Below are 23,192 nucleotides of genomic sequence, written 5' to 3' on the forward strand. Positions count from 1 at the left end.
CAGCGCTTGCGCGCCACGCCTCGATGAGCTCCAGGCTGCGGAAGAAGGTGGTGGGCCATCCGTTCGTCGACCGGGTAGTTGTCCTTACCACCGAGGAACCGGTCGTACATCCGTGCCGGATCAGGTGAGAAGGAAATCGGCCTGGCCGGACTTGGCGCCCTGGATGAAGGCGGCGATCTCGCGGTTGGAGTAGATGAGCGCGGGGCCGTCGGGGTCCGCGGACTGACGGACCGCCACCCTGCCGTCGGCCAGCTTCATGGCCTCGATGCAGTTACCCCCGTTACCACCGCTCCACGGCTTGTACCAGCCTTCGGTGCCGAGGTCGGCGGACGGCATGCCGTTGTATATGTGGTTCATCACAGCTCCTTGCGGAAGTCCCTGAGGATTTCCTTCGTGCGTTGTGCAGTTGCGGCCTGAGCCGCCATTCGGTCCATGACCTCGAGATAGGAGGCCACCTCCGGACGCGCGTCGAAGTACACCGCGCCCGTGAGGTACTCGCTGTAGACCATGTCGGGCAGCTCGGGGACCGCGAAGCGGAAGAGGACGAACGGGCCGTACGTGCCCGGGTGATGACCGGTCGCGAACTCCGCGATCTGGAGCGTCACATTGGGCAGGTCGGTCGCTTCGAGCAGCCGGTCGACCTGGGCCCGCATGGCGTCCGGGCTGCCGACGGGACGGCGCAGGACGGTCTCGTCCATCACCACCCAGAGCTTCGGCGCGTCCGCCTTGGTGAGCAGCGCCTGGCGTTCCATCCGCAGCGCCACATGGCGTTCGATGTCCGCGGGCCGGGTCTGGCCGACCGCGCCGGTACGCATGACGGAACGCGCGTAGTCCTCGGTCTGGAGCAGGCCGGGGACGAAGTGCGGCTCGTACATGCGCAGGAGGCCGGCGGCGCCCTCCAGGCTGACGTACATGCTGAACCAGTCGGGCAGCACATCGTGGAAGCGCTGCCACCAGCCCGGCTTGTTGGCCTCTTCCGCCAGTTCGACGAAGGCGTCGGTCTCGTCCTCGGCGATGCCGTAGGCCTTGAGGAGGAGCTGGACGTACGGGATCTTCAGACCGACCTCGGCGGTCTCCATCCTGCGTATGGTGCCCGGGGCGACACGGAGCACTTTCGCCGCCTGGTCACGGCTCAGGCCGACACGCTCCCGCAGATCCTGCAGGCGCTTACCGAGAACGACCTGACCCACGGTCGGGGCTGACCGCGGTTCGCTCACTTCAGACCTCCCGATGCGCTATGTGCGAGCAGTGTGCCATGCGCACGGCTCCAGGAACACAGCCACTCTGAATTTTTCAGAGTGCCCCTTGCCAAGTGTTCTTGTCAGAGGGAGAGTTGGTATCCGAACCAAGTTCGCGTGATCCTGTCCCGCCAGATGCGGGCCGGTGCGAAGCGTGACGCAGCCCCCACTGTGAGGAATTGGTCGTGGCACCTGGCAGTGCGCTCATCCCCCGGCTCATGGACCTCAGCCCCGGGGCTGAAGCGCTCCGTTACTGCTTCGCGCTGCCGGCGCACCCCGAGTCGGTGGCCGGCGCCCGCCGTCTCACGCGGGCCTGGCTGGCGGACTGGCGGCAGGCCGGGGACGCCCGGGACGCCGCGGTGCTGATCGTCTCCGAGCTGGTGACCAACGCCGTGGTGCACACGGCCAGCGCCCGCGTCGTCTGCGAACTCCGGTGCGCCGAGAGCCGGCTGCGCATATCGGTGCAGGACCAGGGGCATCAGCCCGGCGGTCCCCGGCTGTCCCTGACCGCCGAGGGGGAGCACGGACGTGGGCTGCTGCTCGTGGACTCCATGAGCAGCGCCTGGGGATCCCACGACGCCGGGAACCACTCGGGACGCATCGTATGGGCGGAGCTGCCGTACGGCTCGGAGCAGCCATGCTGAAGAACGCGCTGTCGCAGCTCCTCGGCGCCCGCCGCCCCCGCCCGGTGGGTGACGGCCTCGCAGCCGGCCGGGTCAGGCTTCCGCTGCCGCCCGCGCTGTCGGCGAGCCTCGGCTGCGACGCGGTGGGTGTGCCCGCGCGGTACGGCTTCCGGCTGATGTCTCATCTGCCGCGCGCCGGATGCGTGTTCGCCGACGCCGACCAGTGGTGGTGGATCGTGCCCTCCGGTTCGGATCTCGACCTGGACTGGCCGCAGCAGGCGTCGTACGCCGCCGGGGCCTACGTCCCCGCGGGACGCCCCCGGCTGATCCACGCGCCGGACAGCCGTACGCCCTACACACCGCCCATTCCGCTCTTCCTCATGGTGTGCCAGGTCACCGGCGTCGTGCCGTCCTGGGGTCCGTCCGGCCGGCCAAGGGCCGTACCCGCCCCCTGAGGGCGCCTCCCGGGGGACCTCCGGGTCAGGGCCGGTCGAGGTAGGCGAGTCCGGGGTGGGCATTCGTGTATCCGTCGACCAGCCGACGGGCCACGGAGACGGAGTCGACCAGCGGATGCAGGGCGAAGGCCCGCACGGCGGCCGCCCGTGAGCCGCTCTCCGCCGCTTCGAGCACCGCCCGTTCCACGGCCTTCACCGCGGTGACCAGGCCGACCGCGTGGTACGGGAGCGGATCGACGGCCACGGGATGTGCGCCGTTGGCGTCGACCAGGCAGGGCACCTCGATGACGGCGTCCTCGTCGAGCACCGGCAGGGTGCCCCGGTTGCGGACGTCGAGGATCAGCGAGGTGCGTTCGTCACGGGCGACGGCGCGCATCAGGGCGAGCGCCACCTGCTCGTACCCCCCGGACTCCAGATCGCTCTCCTCGCGCTCGCCGGCTCCGGCGACGTCCCGGTTCTCCGCCATGTACGTCGCCTCACGTTCGGCACGCGTACGGTCCCAGGTGGCCAGGGGTGGTGCGTCCGGGTCCTTCATCCGGGCGTAGAAGCCCTCCTGCTGGTCGCGGAGGAAGGCGCCACGGGTCTGCTCGGCGTCCTGGTAGGCGCGGACCGCCTCCCGGTTGAAGTAGTAGTAGTGCAGGTACTCGTTGGGGATCGCGCCCAGCGACCGCAGCCAGTCGGGGCCGAAGAGCCTGCCCTCCTCGAAGGAACCGAGCAGCGCCGGGTCGGCGAGCAGCCGCGGGAGTTCGTCGCGGCCGTCCACGCGCAGGCCACGGACCCAGCCGAGGTGGTTGAGCCCGACGTAGTCGATCCATGCCTTCTCCGGGTCCGCGCCCAGGACCCTGGCGATCCTGCGGCCGAGCCCCACCGGCGAGTCGCAGATGCCGATGACCCGGTCGCCGAGGTGCCGGGCCATGGCCTCGGTGACGAGGCCCGCCGGGTTGGTGAAGTTGATGACCCAGGCGTCGGGGGCGAGCCGGGCGATGCGACGGGCGATGTCCGTGGCGACCGGGACGGTGCGCAGCCCGTAGGCGATACCGCCGGCCCCGACCGTCTCCTGGCCGAGTACGCCTTCGTCGAGCGCGACCCGTTCGTCGGCGGCGCGGCCTGCCAGGCCGCCCACCCGGATGGCGGAGAAGACGAAGTCCGCGCCCCGCAGCGCCTCGTCGAGATCGCCGGTGGCGAGGACGGCGGGCGCGTCGTCGATGCCGGCGGCCTGCTCGGCCAGCACCCGGGCCACGGCGGTCAGCCGGTCCGCGTCCGTGTCGTACAGGGTCACCCGCGAGACGCGGCCTTCGGCGTGATCACCGAGCAGCGCCCCGTACACGAGAGGGACCCGGAATCCGCCGCCACCAAGAATTGTCAGCTTCACGCTGCTCGATGGTACGGGGCGGACGGCCGGGTGCCCCGGCCCCGGAGGCCGGGGCACCCGTAACGGTGAACGCCGACGGGGTCAGTGGCCGTTCCACCAGCGCACGACGGCCTGCCAGAGTGTCGGCCGGCCCCGCTGCGCCGGAATGGCGGGGCCGTCCCCTGCTTCCGCGTACGGCCCGGCGGCTCCGGCCGGGAGATGGCCCGCCGGTGAGGGCACGGTGCTCCGGGGGGCCGCGGGCGACGACACCTGCCAGTCGGCCTGCGCGTTCGACCGTGCCACCGCGGGCAGCGGCTCGGCGTCGATCTCCTGCTGCGGGGTGGGCGCGAAGGCGGCCGGCAGGTCCACCAGGTGCCTCGACATGAAGTTCCCCGCCCAGTGCAGCTTCTCCTCGTCGACGCCGAGCTCCAGGTCGGGCAGGCGCATCAGCAGGGCGTCGACCCCGACATCGGCGATGGCGCGGCCGATGTCCTGGCCGGGACACTCGTGGGGGCCACTGCTGAACGCCAGGTGGGCGCGGTTGCCCTCCATGCTGACGGAGAGATCGGGCCGCACCGCGGGGTCGGTGTTGGCCGGCGCGATGCCGACGATCAGGGCGTCCCCCGCCTTGATCTGCTGCCCGCCGAGCTCGGTGTCGCCCACCGCCCAGCGGCCGAGTACCGAGGTGAACGGCGGCTCGTCCCACAGCGTCTGCTCGACGGCCTCGGGCACGGTCATGTGCCCGCCGCTGAGCCTGGCCCGGAACCGGGGGTCCGTGAGGACCATGCGCAGCACGTTGGCGATCAGGTTGGTGGTCGTCTCGTAGGCGACGATCAGCACCACCCGCAGATGCTCGCTGATCTCCTTGTCGGTGAGCTGGGCGGGGTGTTCGACCAGCCAGGTCGCGAAGTCCTCGGCGGGTGCCTCGCGGCGGCGCTGGACCAGCCGGTCGAGTGCGCCGATCACGTACGCGTTGCTCGCGACCGCGGTCTCCGAGCCCCGGGTCATGTCACGGGCGGCCTGCACCAGACGGTCGTTGTACTCCTCCGGCATCCCGATGATCGCGCACATCACCATCATGGGGAGCCGCTCGGCGAACTGGGTGACCAGCTCGGCACGGCCGTCCCGGCAGAAGTCGTTGACGAGCCGGTTGGAGTACCGGTTGATGTGGCGGCGCACACCGCGGGTGTCGATGCGCGCCATGCTGTCGGTGACCGCGCCGCGCAGCCGTTCGTGTTCGGCGCCCTCGGCGAAGGAGCACACCGGCTGCCAGGTGAAGAGCGGGGCGAGGGGATGGTCGGGGGCCACACTGCCGTCCTGGAGTCCGCGCCACCGCCGGGAGTCGCGGGAGAACTGCGAGGGGGTGCGGGTCATATGGAGGTTCTCGCTGTGTCCGAGTACCAGCCAGGCGGGGACGTCGTGGTGCAGCAGGACGGGCGCCACCGTGCCGTGTTCGGCGCGCAGCTTCTCGTAGAGGCCCTCGGGATCCGCCTCGGCCTCGGGGCCGTACAGCCGGCGCAGTCCGCCGGGGCCGATCCCCATGCCGTGGGCGGGGCACTGCGGGGGCGGGACCGGTCCGGTGGCCGATCCGGGTTCGTGCTGGAAGGGGGTTGTCACAGTGGCTCCAGATAGGAGGGTCCGGGCCGGTTGGGGGACAAGGCCCGTTCAAGAGGCAGGTGCGTGCCGCCGTCAGGCGAGCGGCACGGCGAGGCTGTGCAGGTAGCGCATCAGGGTCATCAGCACATCGCGGCTCGAGGTACGCAGCCGGGCGTCGCAGTCGATCATCGGCACCTCGTCCGGCAGGTCCATGGCACTGCGGAGCGCCTCGACGGGGTGGTACGGCGCGTCGGGGAAGGTGTTGACGGCGACGACGAACGGTACGCCGCGCTCCTCCAGCCTCCCGATGACGTCGAAGCTGACCTGGAGCCGTCGTGTGTCGATGAGGACGACCGCTCCGAGCGCTCCTTCGAAGAGCCCGTTCCACAGGAACCAGAAGCGTTCCTGGCCGGGGGTGCCGAACAGATAGAGGATCAGTTCCTCGCTGAGGCTGATCCTGCCGAAGTCCATGGCCACGGTGGTGGCGGTCTTGGTCTCCACACCCACGTTGTCGTCCACGCCGACGCCGGCCTGGGTCATGGTCTCTTCGGTCGTCAGGGGCCGGATCTCGCTCACCGAGCCGACCATGGTGGTCTTGCCGACCCCGAACCCGCCGACGACGACGACCTTCACCGCGGCCGTGGCCGTGCTGGGGAGGACGTCCTCACTGCGGGGGCCCGTGATCGTGTCAGAGCTTCTGAAGTCCATGCATCACCGCTTCGAGGAGGGACCGGTCCGGGAGCGAGGCGCGGACGATGGGCGCGCGCGATTCGACCAGTTCGGTCGCCAGGAGTTCTGTCAGGAGCGAGGTGACCACGCTGAAGGGCAGGCTCAGATAGGCCGAGATCTCGGCCACCGACAGCGGCGCCCTGCAGAGCCGCAGGATCGCGGCCTGCTCGGGCTGGACCGTGGGCGACGGCTCGGCCTGCGCCACGACCATCGTGACGAGGTCGAGTGCCGCTCGCTCGCCGTCGGGAGCCCCGGTGATCACATACAGCCGTTCCGGGTCGCTCAGCTCCGGGTCGGCCTTGCGGCGTTCTCGTCGGGGAGGACTCATCCGGCCTGCCCGTCGTGGCGCGGAGGACTCGTCAGGTGCGCGCCGATCCGGACGACCATGTCACGCATCCGCGCGCCCACGAGCCCCGCGTCGACCGTCTCGCCGGCCAGGACTGCGAGGTAGGCGCCGGAGCCGGCCGCCATCAGATAGAAGAAGCCCCCGGTGACCTCGATGACGACGAGCTTCATCAGGCCGTCGCTGTAGGGGATTTCGGTGGCCACCGCGGCGGCCAGGCTCTGCAGTCCCGCGCAGGCCGCCGCGAGACGGTCGGCGACGTCGGGGTCGCCGCCGTGCCGGGCGATGCGGAGGCCGTCGGCGGAGAGCACCACGATCTGATGGATGCTCGGTACGTCGTCGGCCAGTTCCTTGAGCATCCAGTCCATGTTTCCCCGCTGCTGGATCACTTCTCGTCTCCCTTGTCCCACGCGTCATCGGACTCTGTGTCGTGCTGCGTTCCCTTGGGCACACCGTTGACGGCCTGGGTGAAGGCCTCGAGCCAGAGACCGGGAGGTGCCGAACCGCCGCCGCCCTGTCCGTTGTGACCGTTGCGCGCCACGGGTTCGGCGGCCGGCGCCGACTGCTGCGGGAGGTTGTGCGAGCCGAGGGGCGCGCGCCCCCTGCTGCGGCGCTGCGGGAGTCCGCCCTCGGTCCACTCGGTGACGACGATCTCGTCGTCACCCATGGCCGCTGCGGGGGGCGCGGACCGCGCGGCGGACGGCGCCGGGGCGGGTACGGGCGCCGGCGGGGCCGCGGACGACGTCGGCGAAGAGACGGGGCCGGTCGCGGCGGGACGCGCCTTGTGCTTGCCACGCGGCGGCACGACGTGCTGCATCTGCGACATGTCCAGCGAGCTCTGCGGCCGCGAGGTGGCGCCGATGCCGTGCGCGATGCCCGGTGCGGGCCCTGTGGTGATCATGTCGCGCGGCACGATGAGGACGGCGCGGACCCCTCCGTACGCGGACTGGCGCAGGGAGACCTGGAGTTGGTACATGCGGGCGAGCCGGCCGACCACGGCCATACCGAGGCGCGGGGACTCCCCCAGGTCGTTCATGTTGATGCCGGCCTGAGCCTGGGCGAGCATGTTCTCGGCCCGCACCCGGGCCTCCTCGCTCAGGCTGACGCCGCCGTCCTCGATCTCGATGGCGATGCCGGTCTGCACCTCGACCGCGGTGACGTGCACCCGGGTCTGGGGCGGCGAGTAACGCGTGGCGTTGTCGAGGAGTTCGGCGCAGGCGTGGATGAGCGGTTCGACCGCGGTGCCGACGATGGCGACCTTGGCGATCGAGTGCAGATCGACGCGCTGGTACTCCAGGATCCGCGACATGGCACCGCGCAGCACGCTGAACAGCGGTACGGCCTTGGGCCACTGGCGGCTGGGCCGGGCGCCGCCGAGCACGGCGATGGAGTCGGCGAGCCGCCCGATCAGCGCGGTGCCGTGGTCGATGCGCAGCAGGTCGTCGAACACATCGGGGTTGCGACCGTGGTGGTCCTCCATCTCCCGGAGTTCACTGGCCTGTCGGTGGACGATGGCCTGGACCCGGCGGGCGACGCTGACGAAGGCGCGCTGCGCGGAGTCACGCATGGCCTCCTCGTTGTCGATGATGTCGAGGACCTGGAGGACCAGGGCGCGCTGCGCCTTGGGGAGGTTGCGGTAGGACGCGTCGGCGTCGACGACGTCACGCATCACCTCCTGCGGCGAGTTGCTGGCGCGGAGCCTGCGGATCGCGGTGGGCAGGAGTTCCTTGCTGAGCCGTTCGGTCTCCTGGTCGTACGACGCGATGCGGTGTTCCAGGTAGGCGATGCGCCGTTCGTACTCGGCGCGTTGGATACGCGTCGCGCGGCGACGGCGGTTCAGTACGACGGCGAGCGTGGCGACCACGACTGTGGCGATCGCCCCGCACCAGATGACTGCCGCCCGTGTGGCTCCGGTGACCGGCACGGCGCCGGCGGCGGTCGCGGCGGCCATCAGCACAACGGGCAGGAGCGCGGCGCGCACTACGGGGATGTCTCTGTTGGTCGGCGGTGATTCAACACGGACCATCTAAACCCTCTGGCGGTTGATTCGGGAAGGTATTCGGGAGGTACACGCACTTGTGCGCATAGTTATGAACAAGTGCTCGGATTCTTCTCAACTCGACTTCACTGCGCGTGAGCCTAACCAGATCAGAACAGTGCCTCGGCATATTCGCCCAACCACCTGCGCGAGCACGCCGGCGGTAATACACTCGCCAGTTTTCGCACTCAGCGCCGTCAGACGTGCGCGGGGAGTGACGTGATGCGGGAACCGGGAGAAAGTGGACCCTTGTGTCCGACTCTGCGGGACAGCGGTTCTCCGTGGTCGCTCAGGAAGGCCGGTGAATTCCCAGCAGGAATAGGAAATAGTGCGCACACGCGAGCGATCGCGGCTGCTCCATGCGAACGAATCCGTACCTCAGAACGGGACGAGGGCACATGTGATCGAATCGGATCGAAAGTCGCAGATTCCTGAGCGACGGACGGATGTGCGACTGCTGCGGCGCGGGGTTCGCACCGACCGGCACCGCCGGGCAGCGCGTGAGAATGCCCCGCCCTGTCGTCCTCACGGTCGGTGAGGACGACAGGGCGGGGCAGGCGAGGACGGCAGGAGCGGTGGGGACGTCAGAGGCGGCCGCCGAGCCGGCCCTCCAGCTGCACCAGCAGCTCGCCGAGCTGTTCGCCGAGCTCGTTCCTGGTCTTCTCGTCGAGCCCGGAGAGCACCGACCGCTCGTAGGCGAGCTGTTCGGGCAGCAGCCGGTCGACGAGCTCCCGCCCGGCCTCGGTCAGTCCGACGTGCGCGACCCTGCGGTCCCTGGCGTCGCTGCGGCGAGCGATCAGGCCGGACTCCTGGAGGGCACGCAGCCGCTTCGTGACGGCGGCCCCGGACGAGAAGGTCTCGCGGGCCAGCTCGCCCGGGGTGAGCTCACGGTCGGTGCGCCGCATCGCGCCGAGCAGGTCGAATTCGGCACGGGTGAGTCCGGCGGCCCGCAGTGGGGCGTCCTCGGCCTGCTGAAGAAGGGCCGAGCACCGGTTGATACGGCCGATGAGTGCCATCGGCTCCGTGTCGAGCCCCGGGCTGACGGCCTGCCACTGCCGTACCACCGAGGCCACGATGTCGTCGGTCACACCGCTCCACTCGTCGGGGGCAGGGTGATCAGCCCCTGCCGCTGTGCTGTCGCCGCGAGCGTACGGTGTCCTGCCTGCTCGGCGGCCAGCAGCTCCTGCTCGGGCAGGGCGCGCTGCCACCATTCGCCCGACGCGACATCACTGGCGTCGCGCAGCTCGACGAGGCAGGCGGTCAGTCTCCTGCGCGCCGTTTCGAGCACCAGGGCGTCGGCCGTCGGGTCGGCGACCGCACGCTCGGCCCGGCGCCGGGCGTCCGCCGCCGCGGCGATGGCCAGTTCGACGCGTCCCGACGCCCGGCGGTTGGTGACGGCGATCGCGACGAGGAAGCCGACCGCGACGCCCACGAGAGTGTCCAGGGCACGGTCCCCGATGAGCCGCCCCGCCGGCTGGAACCCGCCGAATTCGAGGATCAGCAGGGCCATCGGGGTGACCGCGATGGAGCCGAGCCAGTAGTTGCGGGTGATCAGGGCCTCGGCGGCGAAGCTGAAGAACAGGACACACAGGACGAGCGCCAGCGAGCCGACCCGGGCGAGCGGGATGACCGCGGCGAAGACCAGCACCCCGAGGAGGTTGCCCACGGTCCGCTGCACGGCCCTGCTCCAGGAGAGGGCGAGGTTGGGCTGGTAGACGGCCGCCGCCGTGACGATGGCCCAGTACGGGTGGCCCACCCCGAGCGCGGCCGACACATAGCCGGCCAGTGCGCAGCCGAGGAGGGTGCGGAAGGCGACCGGCAGCACGGGCGAGCCGGGGCCGAGGGCGCGCAGCAGTCTGCGCCGGGCCTCGCGCCGGCCCCTGCGCATGCGCTGCCCGGCCCGCTCGGCATCGATCCCGAAGAGCTGCTCGACGGTGCCGGGTGCGAGGGGCGGGCTGGGGACGGGGCCACGGGAACGGGTGTCGGCCGCCCACCGGCGCAGCTCGTCCGGGTCCACGTCGGGGACATGGCCGACGGTGGGGACGTGGCCGACGGTAGGGACATGGCCGACGGCGGGGACACGGCTGTCGGTCGCGACGGTGGCGAGGGTCCGTTCGGCGTGGACGACGAGCCGTTCGAGTTCCTGGCGTACGGGGGTGGGGCGCCCGGCGGCCAGCAGGGACTGCCAGGCGGCCTGGACCGCGGTGGCGACGGCGTGCCGGGTCCGGGAGTCGGGAGCCGTCGCGTACGCCGCGGCGGCGTCGAGCGCGCGGGCGGTGGCGAGGCGCTCGGGCCCCTCCCTGCGCCACAGGACCGGTCCGGTACTGACCAGCCAGGAGAAGGCACCCGCGGCCAGCATCAGGGCCATATGACCGGGCACCTGCCCGATCTCCTGCGGCGCGAAGAGCGCGGCCGATGTGACGAAGGTGAAGATCACATTGCCGGGCGGGCCGATGCGCGTGGCGTCGCAGAAGGTCTTCTGCACGGCCGCGAGCAGCGCGCCGACCGCGATCAGCACCGGCGTCGATTCGGTGAACGAGGCGGTGACCAGCGCGACGGCGAAGCCCGCGGCCATGCCCAGGACCACGCGGAGGACGGTGTGGACCCTGCGGGCGTACGGCAGGTTGTGCCCGTAGAGCGCACAGAGTGAACCCGCCATCGTGTACATGACGAGGTCGAGGCGGTCGAGGGAGTACAGCAGCAGGTTCGGGACGGCGGAGGCGACCACCACACTCAGCGCGGGCTTGTACCAGATCTCCGCGGGACTGTTCAGCCGCAGGACACCGGTGACCGGCAGTTTGTGGACGGATGGCTTCCGGGGTCGCACGGCTGTATCACTCACTCATTTACTTTAGCAGGTGTTACACACGTAAATTACTTCCCGCGGTCCCGCCCTGCGCTCCGGTAGCCGCCGCCCACACACCGCCCTGGCATGCTGCACAACAGCGTAGGAATATGACAGCTGGTGCGCCTCGGGAGGAAACCGCCTGAAGCTCACCGAACCGGTAGCGGGCGGCCCTGCTGGGTCGAGCTGAGCACCTCGGACGTGCGGGCGGCCCCGGTGACCGTCCGGCCTACTCAGACACCCGGAAGTCCTCCACGGCGTCCGCCACCCGGCTCATCAGGCCGAAGAGCGTCTGCTGCTCCGCCGCCGAGAGCGGGCCGAGGAAGACCTGGTTCATCCCGACCGTGCGCAGCGCGAGCCGCCGGTGGGTGCGCGCCCCCTCGTCCGTGAGGCGGAGCAGGAAGCGCCGTCCGTCGTCGGGGTCACGCACCTTGTCCAGCAGCTCCCGGCGCAGCAGCCGGCTGATCACCTCGGCGACGGTGGACCGGTCGAGCCCGACCCGCTCCCCCACCGTCCGCTGGTCGAGGCCGGGCTCGGCGGTCAGGGCGTTGAGCACGGCGAACTGGGGCGAGGTGATCTCCTGCGAGACCATCGTGTTCCAGAGCAGATGGTGCGCCTGCTGAAGGCGCCGGGCCAGATGCCCCGGGTGGGTACTCAGGTCGACCGCCTGCACGGCACCGCCCTCTCTTCGTCGGCTGTCGGCCGTCCGGCCGACCGTAGGGCCGAAGATACACAGTGTACTGAGGGTCTTGACCACAACAGCGCGCCATGGGTAGCTTCATGACCATCACACTTTACTCAGTGCACTGAGCATTTCCGTTGAGCACATGCCCACCCACCGGGCATTTCCACTGAGCGTTTCAGCAATTCACGGAGCCGTGACATGACCGCACGTGACCTTCCCGCACCCCCGCTGCCCGACGGCATGAGCCAGCGGGAGATCGACGCCGAGGTGGCCAGGGCCCAGGCGGCCGCCGAGCCCGGCGCGCACCACCCGCCGCGCGACTACCCCGCCTACCGCAGCAGTCACTTCCGCCACCCGCACCGCTCGCTCATCCCCGTACGCGACCCGGAGGCGGTCGAGCTGTCGGGGCCCGCCTTCGGCGTCAGCGATGTGACCGCCCTGGACCGCGACCTCACCGCCCAGCACATCGGCGAGCCGCTCGGCGAGCGGATCACCGTCACCGGACGGGTGCTCGACCGCGCCGGGCAGCCGGTGCGGGGACAGCTCGTCGAGGTCTGGCAGGCCAACGCCTCCGGGCGGTACGCCCACCAGCTCGACCAGCACCCGGCCCCGCTCGACCCGAACTTCACCGGATTCGGGCGCTGCCTGACCGACGACGACGGCGGTTACGCGTTCACGACGATCAAGCCCGGCGCCTATCCGTGGCGCAACCACACCAACGCCTGGCGCCCCGCGCACATCCACTTCTCGCTGTTCGGCACGGCGTTCAGCCAGCGCCTGGTCACCCAGATGTACTTCCCCGGCGACCCACTCCTCCCCTACGACCCGGTGATCAGGTCGGTCACCGACCAGGGCGCGCGCGAGCGGCTCATATCGACGTACGACCACGACCTGTCCGTTCCCGAGTTCTCCCTCGGCTACCGCTGGGACATCGTCCTGGACGGACCGTGCGCCACCTGGACCGAGGAAGAAGGCGACGCCTGATGTCCATCGCACCGACCCCCTCCCAGACCGTCGGCCCCTTCTACGGCTACGCGCTGCCCTTCCCCGGCGGCAGCGAGGTCGCCCCGGCCGGGCACCCCGACACGCTCACGGTGCACGGCCATGTGCTCGACGGCCGTGGCGACCCGGTGCCCGACGCCATCGTGGAGACCTGGCAGCCCGCACCCGACGGCTCACGCACCGGCCTGCCCGGATCGCTGCGCCACGACCCCGCGACGGGCCAGGTGATCGGACGCGACGGGGTGGACTTCACCGGGTTCGGCCGGGCGCCCACGGACGCGGCCGGGCGCTGGTTCGTGCGTACGCTGCCGCCGGGCGGTGTCCCGTACCTCAGTGCCGCCGTGTTCGCCCGCGGCCTGGTCCACCACCTCTACACCCGGGTGTATCTCCCCGATCTGCTCGACGCGGCCTCCACCGCGGGCGATCCGCTGCTGGAGTCGCTGGACGCGGAGCGGCGCGCCACACTGATCGCGACACCGGCGGGCCCTCGCGCCTACCGCTTCGACATCCGTCTCCAGGGCGACGACGAGACGGTCTTCCTGGAGTTCAGCTGATGCACGAGAGCGATGCCGGCCTCCTCGCCCCCGGGCGGGCCGGCTCCCCCGCCGAGGCCGCCACAGGCGACCACGCCTTCCTGCGGGCGATGCTGGACGCCGAGGCCGCGCTGACCCGGGCGCGGTCCGCCACCGGGCTCGCCCCCGACCGGGCGGGTCCCGCGGTGACCGCGGCGGCGGACGCCGGCCGCTTCGACGTACGGGAGCTGGCGCTGCGGGCGCGGTCCGGCGGCAACCCGGTGATCCCGCTGGTCGCCGCGCTCTCCGCGGCCGTCGACGAGGAGCTGCGGCCCTTCGTGCACCGGGGCGCGACCAGCCAGGACATCCTGGACACGGCGGCGATGCTGATGGCGTCCAGGACCCTGGCGCTCGTCCTCGACGACCTGGGGCTGACCGCCGACGCGCTGGAGCGGCTGGCGGCCGGGCATCGTGACAGCCCGATGCCCGGCCGCACCCTGACCCAGCACGCCGTGCCGACGACCTTCGGCCTCAAGGCGGCCGGGTGGCGGGCTCTGGTGCTGGACGCGCGGGACCGGCTGCGGGCGGTGCGCGCCTCGCTCCCCGTCCAGCTCGGCGGCGCGGCGGGCACACTGGCGGCCTTCACCGCCGACGCCGGCCAGGCCGCGGGTCCCCGTCTCGTCGCCGCCTACGCCCGGGACCTCGGGCTGGCCGAACCGTCGCTGCCCTGGCACACCCTGCGTACGCCGGTCGCGGACCTGGCCGGTGCGCTCGCCTTCACGGCGGGGGCGCTCGGCAAGACGGCGGCCGATGTGCTGACGCTGTCCCGTACCGAGCTCGGCGAGCTCGCCGAGGGTTCCGGCGGCGGCTCCTCCGCGATGCCGCACAAGGCCAACCCGGTGCGGGCCACCCTGATCGCCGCCGCGGCCCGCCGCGCACCGGGCCAGGCGGCCACGCTGTACGGCTCGCTCACCGCCGAGGACGAGCGTCCTGCGGGGGCCTGGCACGCCGAGTGGGAGCCGCTGCGCGATCTGCTGCGCCTGGTCGGCGGCGCCGCGCGGGACGCGGCGGAACTCACCGCTGGACTCCAGGTGTTCCCCGCGGTCATGCGGAGCCATCTGGGGCTGACGGGCGGGCTGATCGTCTCGGAGCGGCTGGCCGCCGTCGCCGCCGGCCGGGTCGGGCCTGCCCGTGCCACCGAGATCCTCACCGAGGCCGCGGTCCTGGCACGCGAGGAGGGCCGGCCGCTGGCCGACGTCCTCGCGAGTGAGCCCGCGTTCGACGGCCTCGATCTCGCGGAACTGACCGACCCCGCCCGGTACACCGGCTGCGCCGGGCTCCTCACCGACCGCGCTCTGGAGCGCCGATGACCACGACACCCGACCGTCTCCTCCACCATCGCGCCGAAGGGCCGGCGAGCGGTCCCCCGCTGCTGCTCGGCCCGTCGCTCGGCACCTCCACCGCCCTCTGGGACGCGGTCGCCCCGGAGTTGTCCGCCACCCACCGGGTCCTGCGGTGGGACCTTCCCGGGCACGGCGGCTCCCCCGCCGCCCTGATCGGCCCCGGGGCGCGGGTCGACGATCTGGGCGCCCTGGTCCTGGACCTCGCCGACTCGCTGTCCCTGGACCGGTTCTCGTACGCCGGGGTGTCGCTGGGCGGGGCGGTGGGCCTCTGGCTCGCCGTCCATCACCCGGAGCGCGTGGACCGACTGGCCGTCGTCTGTTCGTCCGCCCACTTCGGCGACCCGGGACCCTGGCGGGAGCGCGCCGCGCTCGTACGCGCCGAGGGGCTCGGCAAGGTCGCGGAGAGCGCCGCGGGACGCTGGTTCACGCCGGGCTTCACCGAACCCCGGCTGCTCGACGATCTCCTGGGCACGGATCCCGACGCGTACGCCGCGTGCTGCGACGCGCTCGCCGAGTGCGATCTACGGCCCGGTCTCGCCGGGGTGCGCGCGCCGACGCTGGTCGTCGCGGGCCGCCAGGATCCGGCGACGCCACCGGCGCACGCCCGCGAGATCGCGGACGGGATCCCGGACGCCGCGCTGACCGAACTGCCGGGCGCCTCCCATCTGGCTCCCGCCGAACGCCCGGAGCCCGTGCGGGAGGCGCTGCGCGCCCACTTCGCGCCCCGGGAGCGCGGGAGCGGGACGGTGGTGCGCCGGGAGGTACTCGGCGATGCGCACGTGGACCGCGCCCAGGCGGCGACCTCGGAATTCACCGCGCCCTTCCAGGACTTCATCTCCCGCTACGCCTGGGGCGAGATCTGGAGCGACCCGACGCTCTCGCGACGGGAACGCAGCCTGATCACCATGACCGCCCTGGTCGCGCACGGCCATGACGGCGAGCTCGCGATGCATGTCAGGGCGGCCGTACGCAACGGTCTCAGCCCGCGGGAGATCGGCGCCGCGCTCCTGCAGACGGGGGTCTACTGCGGGGTCCCGGCGGCGAACTCGGCGTTCGCGGTGGCCGAGCGGGTGCTGGCGGAGCTGAGGACGGAGCGGGAGGACGGCGCGGACACCGGCCGGTGGACACGGACACTCCGATAGACACGGACACTCCGGCAGGCACGGACACGGGAGGGCGCCCGGTGCTGCCGGGCGCCCTCCCGTGATCTCCGTGGCGGCTCAGCCGAGGCCGCGGGAGTCCTGCTTGAGTGCGGTGTCCACGGTGAGCGCCGTCGCCACGACGAGGCTCAGCAGCGGCTCGGGGAGCTGGTAGTGGATCTGCAGCACGTAGTTGTCGGCCGTGGTGAACATGGTCTTGGCCAGGCCCTCCCAGGTCTTGGTGATCCTGGCGACCTCGGCGTCGTTGTGGTCGACGATGGCGAAGTTCCACGCGCGCCAGTTCTCGGCCTTGATCGCACCGACCTGCTGGCCGTTGACCGTCATCGCAAAGTTGATCTTGCCGATGGCGTTCTGCTGGACGATCTCGCCCACGGGCTGCCCGTCGGGGCGCTGGACGATCACCTTGGACTTGATGAACTTCGCCGGCCGGGTCAGGAGCAGCTGAGGCTGCCCGTAGGCGTCGCGGATCTCCAGGCGGTGCGTGAGGTACTGGTCGACGCTGGAGACGAACCTCAGCACCTTGCGCATGCTGCTCTGGCCGACCTCGACCACCGTACCGATGGTGTTGCCCTGCTGGTCGAAGACGCTGTACTCGTTCGTGACCTCGATCAGCTTGGCCTTCTGGTTCACGACCAGGACCTGCTGGTTGAACAGCGAGCCGCCGCTGGGCACGCCCTGCTGAGGGGCCGCCTGCTGGGGCTGCTGCGGCTGCTGGGCCTGCTGCGGCGCGAACTGCTGGGCGGGCGCCTGCTGCTGCGGGGCGAACTGCTGCTGCGGCGGCACGGCGGAGTTCGGCTGGGCGGTCTGCGCGGGCGCCTGGCCCTGCGCGGCCGCCTGCCCCTGAGCGGGGGCCTGCCCCTGAGCCGGTGTCTGTCCCTGGGCGGGGTGCGTGTGCTCGGTCCATCGGGAGCCGTCCCAGTAGCGCAGCAGCTGAGGCGCGCCGTGGGGGTCCGGATGCCAGCCCGCTGGTACGTTCGATTGCGTCGTCACCCGGGCAGACTATCGCGCCGACCTGTGGGCCGAACTCCTTGAAAGTTCATCCACCCCTTACGATGACGGGGATGAGCAGCGCGAGCGGATGGACCCACCGGCGACGGAGCGGCAACGCCCCGCTCGTCGCCCCGGTCTGGGCACTGCTGCTCGTGGCGGCGTTCTTCTGCTGGTCACCGGCCGCCACGGCCGCACCCCACGGGGCCCCGTCCACGCCGGCCGCGGCCGGCGCCACGGCCTTCACCCCGGCGCCCGTGGCCACCGTCTCGGTCGTCGTCGTGGACTCCCCCGGCGAACGGGGCATGGGCACTTCCTGCCATGGAACGGCGGACCACTCGACGGCCGTCGTACTCCCCGGCCATCCCGCGCCCGCATCCCTGCCCTGTCCTTCGGTGGCGCTCAGGACCGCCCCGCTCACCGGTGCCTCGGTCATCAGGGGCCCGTCGAACGACAGCGTGGGCGCTGTCGACCAACTGCTCCTTCAGGTCCAACGGATCTAGGGACTGTCCGAAGGCCATGCCGGATCCGCCCTTCGCGCCACCGATGCGCGGGAGGCGGCACACCCGTATGCCCTCCTCCTTCCCGATCCGCTGAACCCGAGGACCTGACATGCCTTCCGCAAAGAAGCAGAACAGCCCCGCCGCCGCGCGCCGCGCCAAGCTGGAGGAGGCCCGCCGCAAGGAACGGGCCCGCGAGCGCCGCAGCCGCCTCATCACCATCGGTGCGGCCGTCGCCGTGGTCGCCGGCCTCGTCGCCGGTGGCGGCTATCTGATGTCGGCCACCGACAAGAAGGACAAGGCCGACGAACAGGCCAGGACCTCGCCCGTCACCGGCGAGAAGTCCTGGGACGACCTGCCCCGGAACCACGTCGGGACGCCGGTGAGCTACCCGATGAACCCGCCCGTCGGCGGTGACCACGACCCGGTCTGGATGAACTGCGACGCCGATGTCTACACCGAGGCGATACCGGACGAGAACGCCGTCCACTCCCTGGAGCACGGCGCCGTCTGGGTCACGTACAACGACAGGGCGAAGGCCGCCGACATCGATGCGCTCTCCGAGCGCGTCGGCAGGACGCCGTACTCCCTGATCAGCCCCGTGGCCGACCAGAAGGACCCGCTGATGCTCAGCGCCTGGGGCAAGCAGCTCACTGTGAAGAGCGCCACCGACGCCCGCGTCGCGCAGTTCTTCACCAAGTACGTCCAGGGTCCGCAGACCCCTGAGCCGGGTGCCGCCTGCTCAGGCGGGGTCGCCGAATGACCTCGGCGGCCTCGCGCGGGCCCCGTTCACTGGTGTGGGCGGGGGCCGTGGTGTTCATCGTGGCCGTGGGACTGGTGCTGCTGATGGTCCTGCGGCCGTCGGCGGCCGAGGTGCCCGGCGCACCCACCGAGAGCTCGGCCGATGTGGGGTTCGCCCGGGACATGTCGGTCCACCATCAGCAGGCGGTGGAGATGTCCTTCATCGTCCGGGACCGTACGAAGGACGAGGACGTGCGCCGGCTCGCGTACGACATCATCAACACCCAGGCCAACCAGCGGGGCATGATGCTGGGCTGGCTGGAGACCTGGGGCAGGCCCAGGAGCTCGGAACGGCCGCCGATGGAGTGGATGGGCCACACGGTCGTACCGTCCGACGGTTCCCTCATGCCGGGCATGGCGACGGACACCCAGCTGGACCGGTTGCGCACCGCCGACGGCAGGGACGCCGACGTGCTGTTCCTGCGGCTGATGAGCGTCCATCACAGGGCCGGGGCCGAGATGGCGCAGGCGGCGGCCGGTTCGGCGGGCACGGACGAGATCAGGGGCCTGGCTGCGGGGATGGTGCCCGCCCAGAAGTCGGAGATCTCGCTGATGGCGGACATGCTGAAGGCCAGGGGCGCAAGACCCTGAGCCCCTGGGGCGGGTGGTCAGCGACGGGCATCGCATAGGCTCGTCGCCGATATGAAGAGCTACCTCGCACCCCTGGGGTCCAAGGCCGACAAGGACACCGTGCGCCGCCACAACCTGAGCCTCGTGCTGCGCGCCGTGCGGGACGAGGGTGAGGCGGGTGAGGCGACCAGGGCCGGAGTGTCGGCACGCGTCGGGCTCACCAGGGCCGCGGTGTCCTCGCTGGTCGAGCAGCTGCTGGACAGCGGTTTCGTCACCGAGACGGGCAAGACCTTCAGCGGTCAGGCCGGGCGCCCGGGTACGGCGCTGAAGGTGGCGCGCACGGGGCCCGCGGGGTTCGGCGTGGAAATCAACATCGACTACGTGTCCGTGTGCGTGGTGGATCTGGCGGGCACCGGACGGGTACGGCAGACCGAGCACCTGGACAACCGGGGCGCACCGCCCGGTGAGGTCCTGGCGCGGGCGGCGGGGATCGCCGCCCGCACCCTGGACTCGGCGCGCGAGCAGGATCTCCACCCGGTCGGTACGGCGCTGGCGCTGCCAGGACTCGTCTCGGGCGGTTCGGTGCGCCAGGCCCCGAACCTGGGCTGGAACCAGGTCGCGGCCGAGGAGTTGTTCGCGCAGGCACTCGCCGGTCTGCGTCCCGGCACCGCACCGCTGCCCGTGCGCTCGGAGAACGAGGCGAATCTCGCGGCGCTGGCCGAGCTGTGGTTCGGCGGACTCGACGCGGTCCGCAGCTTCCTCTATCTGACGGGCGAGATCGGTGTCGGCGGGGCCCTGGTGCTCGACGGCGAACTGCTGCGCGGCGCGCACGGGTTCGCCGGGGAGATCGGCCATGTGGTGGTGGACCCGGCGGGCCCGGAGTGCCGGTGCGGTTCGCGTGGCTGTCTGGAGCAGTACGCGGGCCAGTCGGCTCTGCTGCGGGCGGCCGGCATCGACGAGTCGGCGGGCGGCGCTGCGGGAGTGATGGAGCTGGAGCGGCGGGCGCAGGCGGGTGACCCGGTGACGCTGGCCGCCGTGGCCGACGCGGGCCGGATGCTGGGGCAGGTGCTGTCCGGCGCGGTCAATCTGTTCGACCCGGACGCGGTGGTGCTCGGCGGGATCTACCGCGGCCTGATGCCGTGGCTGTCGCCGCCCGCCGACGAGGAGTTGACGGGCCGCGTGGTGTCCGGCCTCTGGTCCCGGGGCGGGGGCAGGCTGCGCGCCTCGTCCGTCGCGGGCGACGCGGCACGGGGCGCGGCGGCGCTGGTGATGCAGGACGTACTGGCCGACCCCGCGGCGTACGCGCTGCCGGCGCCGGTGGACTCCTGACTCCTGACGGCGGGCCCCGATGATGCCGCCCGGGGGGCCCGGTGGTGGGCCGGGCGCCCCGGGGGTGGGTCAGCGGACGTTGAGGAGGTGTTCCATGGCGAGTTGGTCGAGTGCTTCGAAGGCCATGGAGCGTTCCGCGGCGGTGTTGGTGTCGAAGTCTTCGTAGGCGGTCCGGTCGGCGAGCAGGGCCGCCAGGCCGTCGTCGGCGGTGGGCTGTGCGAGTTCGTGGAGGCGGGAGGCGGTGAGGGCTTCCTGGACGGCGGCGTCGGCGCGGAAGGCGGCGGCGCGTTCCTTGAGGATGAGGTAGTTGCGCATGCAGTTCTTCGCGGATTCCCAGACGCCGTCGATGCCGTCGGTGCGCACGGGCTTGAAGTCGAAGTGGAGGGAGCCGTCGTAGCCGGCGTTCTCCAGGAGGTCGACGAGCCAGAAGGCCTGGCGCAGGTCTCCGGCGCCGAAGCGGAAGTCCTGGTCGTACTTGATGCCGGACTGGCCGTTGAGGTCGAGGTGGAAGAGCTTGCCCGACCACAGGGCCTGGGCGATGCCGTGGGGGAAGTTCAGTCCGGCCATCTGCTCGTGTCCGGTCTCGGGGTTCACGCCGACCATCTCGGGGCGTTCCAGGCGCTCGATGAAGGCCAGGGCGTGTCCGATGGTGGGCAGGAGGATGTCACCGCGGGGCTCGTTGGGCTTGGGCTCGATCGCGAACCGCAGGTCGTAGCCCTGCTCGGTGACGTAGTCGCCCAGCAGGTCGAAGGCCTCCTTCATCCGGTCCAGTGCCACCCGTACGTCCTTGGCGCCGCCGGACTCGGCGCCCTCCCGGCCGCCCCAGGCCACATACGTCCGGGCGCCGAGCTCGGCGGCCAGATCGATGTTGCGGATGACCTTGCGCAGCGCGAAACGCCGCACGTCACGGTCGTTGGAGGTGAACCCGCCGTCCTTGAACACCGGGTGGGTGAACAGATTCGTCGTGGCCATCGGGACCTTCATCCCGGTGCGTTCCAGGGCGTCCTTGAACCGGCCGATCAGCCGGGCACGCTCGGCCTCGGAGGACCCGAACGGGATCAGGTCGTCGTCATGGAACGTCACACCGTGCGCACCGAGCTCCGCGAGCCGCTCCACCGACTCCACCGGATCCAGCGCCGGACGCGTCGCGTCACCGAACGGGTCATTGCCACGCCAGCCCACGGTCCACAGACCGAAGGTGAACCTGTCCGCCGGGGTGGGAGTGAAGCGATCGCTCATGGTGTCTCCGCCTTCGCCTGCCTGCGGTCCGGGGTCGTCGTCGGCACCCCGAGCCAATTTGTTCACTGACATGATTAATTATGCACACGACGCCGGGCCGACGTAACCCCCCGGGAGCCGGAGCGGGGGCAGCCCCTGTTCCGGACGCCCTCGATCACGTAATTTGTTTGTCGCACTCCCAAAAGAGTGCCGCCACCACCGGAAACACCGGGCCCCCGCACCGCGGGAAACCGCACGAGAAGAGGTAGCCCATGCCGCCGCGTACCGTCGTCATCGGCGTGGACAGCTCCACCCAGTCCACGAAGGCTGCAGTCACCGACACCGAGACCGGTGAGCTGCTCGCCGTCGGCCGCGCCCCGCACGTCGTCACCGGTGAGGGCGGCGCGCGCGAGACCGATCCCGAGGTCTGGTGGCGGGCGCTGTGCGACGCCGTGACGGCCGGACTCAAGGAGTCAGGTCTCTCCGCGTCCGCCGTCACCGGCATCGCCGTCGCGGGACAGCAGCACGGACTCGTGACCCTCGACCGCACCGGCCGCCCGCTGCGCCCCGCGCTCCTGTGGAACGACACGCGCTCCGCGCCCCAGGCCGCCGCGCTCGTCGCCGAGCTGGGCGGCCCCGACGCGTGGACCGCGCGCACCGGCACGGTGCCCGTCGCGTCCATGACGGCCACGAAGTGGCGGTGGCTGCGCGAGAACGACCCGGAGAACGCCGAGGCGACGGCGGCCGTGCGGCTGCCCCACGACTTCCTCACGGAGCGGCTCGCGGGAGTGGCGGCGACCGACCCGGGAGACGCCTCGGGCACCTGCTGGTACTCCACCGCGACGGGCGCCTACGACCCGGAGCTCCTGGACCGTCTCGGCCTGGACAGCTCCATGCTGCCCGAGGTCGCCGCGACCGGCGGGACCCGCATCGGTTCCCTGACCGAGTCCGCGGCGGAGGCGCTCGGCCTGCCGGCCGGGATCGCCGTCGCGGCCGGCACCGGCGACAACATGAGCGCCGCGGTGGGCCTCGGCCTGGGCGGCGCGGGGCTCCTCGACCACCCGGTCCTGAGCCTCGGCACCTCGGGCACGGTCTTCGCCGCCTCCCTGACCCGTCCCGCGTCCACGGCGCTCTCCGGCTTCGCCGCGGCCGACGGTTCGTATCTCCCGCTGGCCTGCACCCTCAACTGCACCCTGGCCGTCGACAAGGTGGCCACCCTGCTCGGCCTGCACCGTGACGACGCGACACCCGGCGGCGAGGCCGTCCTCCTTCCCTACCTGGACGGCGAACGCACCCCTGACCTGCCCACGTCGTCCGGGCTCCTCACCGGCCTGAGGCACGACACCACACCGCAGCAGCTGCTCGGCGCGGCGTACGAGGGGGCGGCGTTCACCGTGCTGCGGGCTCTCGACGAGCTGCTGCGGGCGTGCGGACTCGACCCGGCCGACCCCGAGGTCGCCGGGCGGCCGCTGCGGCTGATCGGCGGCGGCGCGCAGGGCCGCACCTGGGTGGAGACCGTGCGGCGGCTCTCCGGCCGGCCCCTGATCGTGCCGGGCAGCGGCGAGCTGGTCGCGCTCGGTGCGGCGGCGCTGGCCGCTTCCGCGGCGGGCGGCGGCGACCCGGTCGCCATCGCCACCCGCTGGAACGCGAAGTCGGACGACGCCGAACTCCCGCAGGTGGAGCGGGACACGGAGGCCTGGGAGCGCATCGGATCGGTGCTGGACAAGGCGTCGGAGCCCTTGCTCGGCGGTTGAGCCCCGACCCTCAAGGCGCCTTCGGCGTACGCGTTTTGGGGATGACTGCGGAT

Annotated in this window: 24 protein-coding genes and 1 pseudogene; 11 read left to right on the forward strand and 14 right to left on the reverse strand. The window is 71.6% G+C overall.

Annotated elements, in window-relative coordinates; translation table 11 throughout:
- Window positions 1-8 precede the first annotated feature (8 nt).
- The 3 genes and pseudogenes from OG623_RS03400 to OG623_RS03410 form a co-directional block, all read right to left on the reverse strand.
- Window positions 9-110 (reverse strand): annotated as a pseudogene (locus OG623_RS03400) (SAM-dependent methyltransferase); the annotation flags it as partial.
- 10 nt (window positions 111-120) lie between these two features.
- Window positions 121-357 carry a DUF397 domain-containing protein gene (locus OG623_RS03405; protein WP_406144139.1) on the reverse strand — a complete coding sequence of 79 codons (237 nt, stop codon included), beginning with the start codon at window positions 355-357 and terminating at the stop codon, window positions 121-123.
- Complete coding sequence (locus OG623_RS03410; protein ID WP_406144141.1) at window positions 357-1,217, reverse strand: helix-turn-helix domain-containing protein; 861 nt, start codon at window positions 1,215-1,217, stop codon at window positions 357-359. Before OG623_RS03410 ends, OG623_RS03405 begins: the two co-directional genes overlap by 1 nt.
- Window positions 1,218-1,423: 206 nt before the next feature.
- On the opposite strand from OG623_RS03410, the gene OG623_RS03415 reads away from it, so the two are divergent.
- Together OG623_RS03415 and OG623_RS03420 are read left to right on the forward strand one after the other, a co-directional pair.
- A complete protein-coding gene (locus OG623_RS03415) occupies window positions 1,424-1,882 on the forward strand; it encodes an ATP-binding protein (protein ID WP_406144143.1) in 459 nt (152 codons plus the stop codon).
- Window positions 1,876-2,316 carry a hypothetical protein gene (locus OG623_RS03420; RefSeq protein WP_406144145.1) on the forward strand — a complete coding sequence of 147 codons (441 nt, stop codon included), beginning with the start codon at window positions 1,876-1,878 and terminating at the stop codon, window positions 2,314-2,316. The genes OG623_RS03415 and OG623_RS03420 overlap by 7 nt, the downstream gene beginning before the upstream one ends.
- Before the next feature lie 25 nt (window positions 2,317-2,341).
- Here the strand turns inward: OG623_RS03420 and OG623_RS03425 are convergent, their stop codons facing one another.
- The 9 genes from OG623_RS03425 to OG623_RS03465 form a co-directional block, all read right to left on the reverse strand.
- Window positions 2,342-3,688 (reverse strand): 6-phospho-beta-glucosidase, encoded by a 1,347-nt coding sequence (locus OG623_RS03425; protein WP_406144147.1) that lies wholly within the window; start codon window positions 3,686-3,688, stop codon window positions 2,342-2,344.
- Between the two features lie 81 nt (window positions 3,689-3,769).
- On the reverse strand, window positions 3,770-5,284 hold the full coding sequence (locus OG623_RS03430) for a cytochrome P450 (protein WP_406144149.1): 1,515 nt from the start codon (window positions 5,282-5,284) through the stop codon (window positions 3,770-3,772).
- 72 nt (window positions 5,285-5,356) lie between these two features.
- Complete coding sequence (locus OG623_RS03435; RefSeq protein ID WP_406144151.1) at window positions 5,357-5,971, reverse strand: GTP-binding protein; 615 nt, start codon at window positions 5,969-5,971, stop codon at window positions 5,357-5,359.
- A complete protein-coding gene (locus OG623_RS03440) occupies window positions 5,952-6,320 on the reverse strand; it encodes a DUF742 domain-containing protein (protein WP_406144153.1) in 369 nt (122 codons plus the stop codon). Before OG623_RS03440 ends, OG623_RS03435 begins: the two co-directional genes overlap by 20 nt.
- Complete coding sequence (locus OG623_RS03445) at window positions 6,317-6,724, reverse strand: roadblock/LC7 domain-containing protein (RefSeq protein ID WP_362894421.1); 408 nt, start codon at window positions 6,722-6,724, stop codon at window positions 6,317-6,319. The genes OG623_RS03440 and OG623_RS03445 overlap by 4 nt, the downstream gene beginning before the upstream one ends.
- Entirely contained in the window at window positions 6,721-8,361 is a 1,641-nt protein-coding gene (locus OG623_RS03450; RefSeq protein ID WP_406144155.1) for a sensor histidine kinase, read from the reverse strand. The genes OG623_RS03445 and OG623_RS03450 overlap by 4 nt, the downstream gene beginning before the upstream one ends.
- A 596-nt stretch (window positions 8,362-8,957) precedes the next feature.
- Complete coding sequence (locus tag OG623_RS03455; RefSeq protein WP_406144157.1) at window positions 8,958-9,461, reverse strand: MarR family winged helix-turn-helix transcriptional regulator; 504 nt, start codon at window positions 9,459-9,461, stop codon at window positions 8,958-8,960.
- Window positions 9,458-11,215, reverse strand: a complete 1,758-nt coding sequence (locus tag OG623_RS03460; RefSeq protein WP_406144159.1) for an FUSC family protein — start codon at window positions 11,213-11,215, stop codon at window positions 9,458-9,460. The genes OG623_RS03455 and OG623_RS03460 overlap by 4 nt, the downstream gene beginning before the upstream one ends.
- A gap of 232 nt (window positions 11,216-11,447) precedes the next feature.
- On the reverse strand, window positions 11,448-11,891 hold the full coding sequence (locus OG623_RS03465; protein WP_406144161.1) for a MarR family winged helix-turn-helix transcriptional regulator: 444 nt from the start codon (window positions 11,889-11,891) through the stop codon (window positions 11,448-11,450).
- A 210-nt stretch (window positions 11,892-12,101) separates the two neighbouring features.
- Between OG623_RS03465 and pcaH the strand changes: the two genes are divergently transcribed.
- The 4 genes from pcaH to pcaD are packed head-to-tail and all read left to right on the forward strand — an operon-like array spanning window position 12,102 to window position 15,962.
- Complete coding sequence (gene pcaH, locus OG623_RS03470) at window positions 12,102-12,887, forward strand: protocatechuate 3,4-dioxygenase subunit beta (protein ID WP_406144163.1); 786 nt, start codon at window positions 12,102-12,104, stop codon at window positions 12,885-12,887.
- Window positions 12,887-13,459 (forward strand): protocatechuate 3,4-dioxygenase subunit alpha, encoded by a 573-nt coding sequence (pcaG, locus tag OG623_RS03475; protein ID WP_406144165.1) that lies wholly within the window; start codon window positions 12,887-12,889, stop codon window positions 13,457-13,459. The genes pcaH and pcaG overlap by 1 nt, the downstream gene beginning before the upstream one ends.
- The gene (gene pcaB / locus OG623_RS03480) at window positions 13,459-14,787 is read left to right on the forward strand and encodes a 3-carboxy-cis,cis-muconate cycloisomerase (protein WP_406144167.1); all 1,329 of its coding nucleotides are present in this window, start codon (window positions 13,459-13,461) and stop codon (window positions 14,785-14,787) included. The genes pcaG and pcaB overlap by 1 nt, the downstream gene beginning before the upstream one ends.
- Complete coding sequence (pcaD, locus tag OG623_RS03485) at window positions 14,784-15,962, forward strand: 3-oxoadipate enol-lactonase (RefSeq protein ID WP_406144169.1); 1,179 nt, start codon at window positions 14,784-14,786, stop codon at window positions 15,960-15,962. The genes pcaB and pcaD overlap by 4 nt, the downstream gene beginning before the upstream one ends.
- A gap of 78 nt (window positions 15,963-16,040) precedes the next feature.
- On the opposite strand, the gene OG623_RS03490 is transcribed toward pcaD, so the two are convergent.
- A complete protein-coding gene (locus OG623_RS03490; RefSeq protein WP_406144171.1) occupies window positions 16,041-16,970 on the reverse strand; it encodes a phospholipid scramblase-related protein in 930 nt (309 codons plus the stop codon).
- A gap of 71 nt (window positions 16,971-17,041) precedes the next feature.
- Between OG623_RS03490 and OG623_RS03495 the strand changes: the two genes are divergently transcribed.
- The 4 genes from OG623_RS03495 to OG623_RS03510 all read left to right on the forward strand — a co-directional run bounded on the left by OG623_RS03495 (window position 17,042) and on the right by OG623_RS03510 (window position 20,167).
- Window positions 17,042-17,470, forward strand: a complete 429-nt coding sequence (locus OG623_RS03495) for a hypothetical protein (RefSeq protein ID WP_406144173.1) — start codon at window positions 17,042-17,044, stop codon at window positions 17,468-17,470.
- A gap of 109 nt (window positions 17,471-17,579) precedes the next feature.
- Window positions 17,580-18,230, forward strand: coding sequence for a DUF3105 domain-containing protein (locus OG623_RS03500; RefSeq protein ID WP_406144175.1), 651 nt, complete (start codon window positions 17,580-17,582; stop codon window positions 18,228-18,230).
- Window positions 18,227-18,859, forward strand: coding sequence for a DUF305 domain-containing protein (locus OG623_RS03505; RefSeq protein ID WP_406144177.1), 633 nt, complete (start codon window positions 18,227-18,229; stop codon window positions 18,857-18,859). Before OG623_RS03500 ends, OG623_RS03505 begins: the two co-directional genes overlap by 4 nt.
- 51 nt (window positions 18,860-18,910) lie before the next feature.
- Complete coding sequence (locus OG623_RS03510; RefSeq protein ID WP_406144179.1) at window positions 18,911-20,167, forward strand: ROK family protein; 1,257 nt, start codon at window positions 18,911-18,913, stop codon at window positions 20,165-20,167.
- A 69-nt stretch (window positions 20,168-20,236) separates the two neighbouring features.
- Here the strand turns inward: OG623_RS03510 and xylA are convergent, their stop codons facing one another.
- Entirely contained in the window at window positions 20,237-21,406 is a 1,170-nt protein-coding gene (gene xylA / locus OG623_RS03515) for a xylose isomerase (protein WP_406144181.1), read from the reverse strand.
- 251 nt (window positions 21,407-21,657) lie between these two features.
- On the opposite strand from xylA, the gene xylB reads away from it, so the two are divergent.
- Complete coding sequence (gene xylB, locus OG623_RS03520; protein WP_406144183.1) at window positions 21,658-23,139, forward strand: xylulokinase; 1,482 nt, start codon at window positions 21,658-21,660, stop codon at window positions 23,137-23,139.
- Window positions 23,140-23,192: the final 53 nt, after the last annotated feature.

The sequence above is a fragment of the Streptomyces sp. NBC_01012 genome (assembly GCF_045162755.1).
In the GTDB taxonomy this organism is placed as follows: domain Bacteria; phylum Actinomycetota; class Actinomycetes; order Streptomycetales; family Streptomycetaceae; genus Streptomyces.

Excerpts from the sequence above, each read along its gene's own strand:
- OG623_RS03440 (WP_406144153.1), bottom strand. The coding sequence starts at position 6,320 with ATGAGTCCTCCCCGACGAGAACGCCGCAAGGCCGACCCGGAGCTGAGC.
- OG623_RS03405 (WP_406144139.1), bottom strand. The coding sequence starts at position 357 with ATGAACCACATATACAACGGCATGCCGTCCGCCGACCTCGGCACCGAA.
- OG623_RS03435 (WP_406144151.1), bottom strand. The coding sequence starts at position 5,971 with ATGGACTTCAGAAGCTCTGACACGATCACGGGCCCCCGCAGTGAGGAC.
- xylB (WP_406144183.1), top strand. The coding sequence starts at position 21,658 with ATGCCGCCGCGTACCGTCGTCATCGGCGTGGACAGCTCCACCCAGTCC.
- OG623_RS03495 (WP_406144173.1), top strand. The coding sequence starts at position 17,042 with ATGAGCAGCGCGAGCGGATGGACCCACCGGCGACGGAGCGGCAACGCC.
- xylA (WP_406144181.1), bottom strand. The coding sequence starts at position 21,406 with ATGAGCGATCGCTTCACTCCCACCCCGGCGGACAGGTTCACCTTCGGT.
- pcaG (WP_406144165.1), top strand. The coding sequence starts at position 12,887 with ATGTCCATCGCACCGACCCCCTCCCAGACCGTCGGCCCCTTCTACGGC.
- pcaB (WP_406144167.1), top strand. The coding sequence starts at position 13,459 with ATGCACGAGAGCGATGCCGGCCTCCTCGCCCCCGGGCGGGCCGGCTCC.
- OG623_RS03505 (WP_406144177.1), top strand. The coding sequence starts at position 18,227 with ATGACCTCGGCGGCCTCGCGCGGGCCCCGTTCACTGGTGTGGGCGGGG.
- OG623_RS03450 (WP_406144155.1), bottom strand. The coding sequence starts at position 8,361 with ATGGTCCGTGTTGAATCACCGCCGACCAACAGAGACATCCCCGTAGTG.
- OG623_RS03420 (WP_406144145.1), top strand. The coding sequence starts at position 1,876 with ATGCTGAAGAACGCGCTGTCGCAGCTCCTCGGCGCCCGCCGCCCCCGC.
- OG623_RS03510 (WP_406144179.1), top strand. The coding sequence starts at position 18,911 with ATGAAGAGCTACCTCGCACCCCTGGGGTCCAAGGCCGACAAGGACACC.
- pcaH (WP_406144163.1), top strand. The coding sequence starts at position 12,102 with ATGACCGCACGTGACCTTCCCGCACCCCCGCTGCCCGACGGCATGAGC.
- OG623_RS03500 (WP_406144175.1), top strand. The coding sequence starts at position 17,580 with ATGCCTTCCGCAAAGAAGCAGAACAGCCCCGCCGCCGCGCGCCGCGCC.
- pcaD (WP_406144169.1), top strand. The coding sequence starts at position 14,784 with ATGACCACGACACCCGACCGTCTCCTCCACCATCGCGCCGAAGGGCCG.